Annotated in this window: 4 protein-coding genes; 2 read left to right on the top strand and 2 right to left on the bottom strand. The window is 66.1% G+C overall.

What is annotated here, in order from left to right; genetic code table 11:
- Positions 1 to 255: 255 nt before the first annotated feature.
- The gene (locus AX735_RS20065; RefSeq protein WP_066284027.1) at positions 256 to 684 is read right to left on the bottom strand and encodes a CBS domain-containing protein; all 429 of its coding nucleotides are present in this window, start codon (positions 682 to 684) and stop codon (positions 256 to 258) included.
- A gap of 144 nt (positions 685 to 828) precedes the next feature.
- On the opposite strand from AX735_RS20065, the gene AX735_RS20060 reads away from it, so the two are divergent.
- Positions 829 to 1119 carry a hypothetical protein gene (locus AX735_RS20060; protein ID WP_066284024.1) on the top strand — a complete coding sequence of 97 codons (291 nt, stop codon included), beginning with the start codon at positions 829 to 831 and terminating at the stop codon, positions 1117 to 1119.
- A gap of 13 nt (positions 1120 to 1132) precedes the next feature.
- Positions 1133 to 1540, top strand: coding sequence for an acyl-CoA thioesterase (locus tag AX735_RS20055; protein WP_066284021.1), 408 nt, complete (start codon positions 1133 to 1135; stop codon positions 1538 to 1540).
- Positions 1541 to 1624: 84 nt separating this feature from the next.
- On the opposite strand, the gene AX735_RS20050 is transcribed toward AX735_RS20055, so the two are convergent.
- Positions 1625 to 2392: an alpha/beta hydrolase gene (locus AX735_RS20050; protein WP_066284019.1), complete on the bottom strand. Its 768-nt coding sequence runs from the start codon at positions 2390 to 2392 to the stop codon at positions 1625 to 1627.
- Positions 2393 to 2432 lie beyond the last annotated feature (40 nt).

Genomic DNA, 2432 nt, shown 5'->3' with positions numbered 1-2432 from the left:
CGCGACCGAAATCGGCAAGGCGTTCGGCTTTCCGGGCCTGGGCCGCTTCGCGCGCAACCTGCTCGGCGGACTGATGCGATAGGCTTACGCAGCGAGGGTTGCGCACACGTCCCTCGACTTTAGTTCATCCTGAGCGGCTGGCTGGCCAGCCAGTCGAAGGGCTCGGGACAAACGGAGGGGGTGCGTCTCGCCTTTGAACGACCTTTTCCGAGTTCCCGAGCGAAGTCGAGGGACGTCGGCACCCAATCCCCCGGTTCAAACGCTCTGGATATAATCCCTGAGCGCCGCCGCCTCGCTTTCGATCTTGTCGATGCGATACTTGACCAGATCGCCGATCGACACGAAGCCGATCAGCGTCGTCCCCTCCACCACCGGCAGGTGGCGGATGCGCCGCCGGGTCATCAGCGACAGCGCGGACATGACCTGGGTATCGGGCGTGACCGTGATCGCCGGCGCGGTCATCGCCGCCTCGACCGGCTGATCGAGCACCTCTGGCCCTTGGGCGTGCAGCTTGTAGACCAGGTCGCGCTCGGAAAAGATGCCCACCACCTCGCCGTCGCGCACGATGGGCAGCGCGCCGATGCGTTTCTCCGCGAGCAGATTGGCGGCATCGCGCACCGTGGCACTGCACGCGCACTGGTGGACGGTTCCGTCGCGGCCGGAAAGGATATGGGCAATGGTCATGGCAGGCGCTCTCCTTGGGCACAGCCCGGTCGCCTTCTAGGGAGGCAGCGCCGAAACATGAGCGCCGCCAGAGCGACTCAAGGCAGAAGCATCGTCCCACGAAATGCTTGGAAAGAAAAGCCGCGAGCACCTATATCCCTGCCCATGCCGCGCTATTCGAATCTGGACGATCCCGCTTATGCCCGTTTCGCCTGGGGCCGCTATTGGCGCGTCATGGGTTGGATGGCGGCAGTGACCACACTGGCGATCGGGCTCATCCTGGGCACGCTGTTCCTGCTGCACGGGCTGGTCTCGATCCATCTCTATATTGCCGCCGCGCTCGGCATCGGCTTTACCATGCTGCTCACGGCGGCGCTGATGGGGCTGGTCTTCCTGTCCAGCGGCACCGGCCATGACGAATCGATAGACGACGCGCTCGATCCCGACGCGCCTTGAGGGGGTCTTTTTCATGTCCGAACCGACCGGATCGCTGACCGCGGGACGAGAACCCGTGCTGCGCGTGGTGCCCGCGCCTGCCGACATCAACTCGAACGGCCATATCTTCGGCGGCTGGGTGCTGGCGCAGATGGATATCGCAGGCGGCATCGTCGCGGGCCGCGAAGTGCAGGGGCCCTGCGCCACCGTCGCGATCGAGACGATGCAGTTCCTCGCGCCAATCCTGCTGCGCGACATCATCTCGATCTATGGCGAGGTCGAGCGGGTGGGCCGCACCTCGATCGCGATCCGGCTCGACGTGATCGCCACGCGCGGGCGCGGCGCGGAGGAAGTGCGCGTGACCAGCGGGCTCTTCACCTTCGTCGCGCTGGACGAGAACCACCGCCCGAGGCCGATCGTCAGGGAAGCGCCGCTCGCATAATCGTCATTCCCGCGAACGCGGGAATCCCTCTTCTTCAGCAACGGGCGCGCAAAAGCGGGACCCCGCTTTCGCGGGGGTGACGGGTCAGGTGGATGAAAGCTGTATCAGCAGATTCCCCACCGTCTGCACCAGCAGCGCGATGTCGCCATCACGCGAGAGGCGGTGGTCGCCGTCCTTGATCAGCAGAAGCTGCACGTCGGCCGATCGCAGCTGCTTCGTAGTCTCCAGCGCATATTGCCACGGCACGTCGGGGTCGTTCTGCCCCTGGATCAGCCGCACCGGGCCGTCATAGGCGATCTCGCCGATCAGCACGCGGTTGCCCTCGCCCGACTGCCAGAAGCGGCGCGTGGTCACCATCGGCTCTGGGCCATATTCACTCGCGCGCTCGAGCCGCCCTTCGGTGAGGATCGTCATCTTTTCCTCTTGGGAAAAGCCCCACATGGTGAAATCGGGCGCGGCGGCGATGCCGATAATGCCTGCCACGCGCTGCGGCCGCGCGAGCGCGACCAGCAGCGCCAGCCAGCCGCCCATCGACGATCCTATGAGCAGTACAGGGCCGCTCACCACCGTATCGATCAGCGCGAGCACGTCATCGCGCCAGTCGGCCAGCGCCTGATCCTCGAACTTGCCGCTGCTCGCCCCGCACCCGGCATAGTCGAAGCGCAGCATCGCATGGCCGGTCTCCCCCGCCCAGGCGTCGAGCGCGAGCGCCTTGGTGCCGGTCATGTCGCTGGCATAGCCGGGCAGGAAGACAAGCGTCGGCACCCCGGCGCGCTCGGGCGCGGCCCGGCGATACGAATAGACAAGGCGCGGCCGATCGGCGCGGTCGAGAAAGCTGAGGGCGTTGGTCATGGGCTGCGGCTTAGCCGAGTGGCGGCAGCGTGGCTAGCCA

The sequence above is a fragment of the Blastomonas sp. CCH1-A6 genome (assembly GCF_001556365.1).
GTDB classification, from domain to species: domain Bacteria; phylum Pseudomonadota; class Alphaproteobacteria; order Sphingomonadales; family Sphingomonadaceae; genus Blastomonas; species Blastomonas ursincola.
This window is presented reverse-complemented; position numbering and strand designations above follow the sequence as displayed.